Source organism: Microbacterium sp. SCN 71-21, assembly GCF_001725695.1.
In the GTDB taxonomy this organism is placed as follows: Bacteria; Actinomycetota; Actinomycetes; order Actinomycetales; family Microbacteriaceae; genus Microbacterium; species Microbacterium ginsengisoli.
Map to the genome: position 1 here is coordinate 3,196 of NZ_MEGA01000126.1, position 611 is coordinate 3,806.

The following is a 611-nucleotide window of genomic DNA, read 5'->3' on the forward strand; positions in this document are numbered from 1 at the left end:
GACGTCCGTCACCCCCGCCGCCGACGTGCCCGAGTCCGAGCTGATCCGCACTCTGGTCGCTGTCGAAGCGCTCAGCGATCACCCGCTGGCCGAGGCGATCGTCCGCGACCTCGAGCCCCGCGTCCCCCAGGCCGAGCGCCTCACCGCGACAGACCTGAACGCGGTCGTCGGGCGTGGCGTCACGGCGACGATCGACGGCGAGCGGGTCGACGTCGGCAACCTGCGCATGTTCGACGAGCAGCAACTCGCGCTGACCGGCACGCTCGCCGACGCGTACACGCAGGCGCGGGACTCCGGGCAGACGCTGATGATCATCCGCCGTGGCGACCGGTTCCTCGGCATCGTCGGCGTGATGGATGCGTCCCGCGCGGAGTCCGCCCAGGTGCTCAGCGCGCTCCGGGGCGCGAACGTGGGGCAGCTCGTGATGATCTCCGGCGACAACCAGCGCGTCGCCGACGCGGTCGGCCGGGAAGTCGGCGTCGACACCGCGATCGGCGAACTGCTCCCCGAGGACAAAGTCGCTCAGATCACCCGCCTCGCCGAAACCCACCGACCGATCGCGATGGTCGGCGACGGCGTCAACGACGCCCCCGCGATGGCCCGCGCCGACG

Annotated in this window: 1 protein-coding gene; it reads left to right on the forward strand. The window is 72.0% G+C overall.

The window, feature by feature from the left end; all coding sequences use genetic code 11:
* The coding region (locus tag ABT08_RS13105) for an HAD-IC family P-type ATPase (protein ID WP_288115250.1) at positions 1-611 on the forward strand (611 nt) is incomplete at both ends.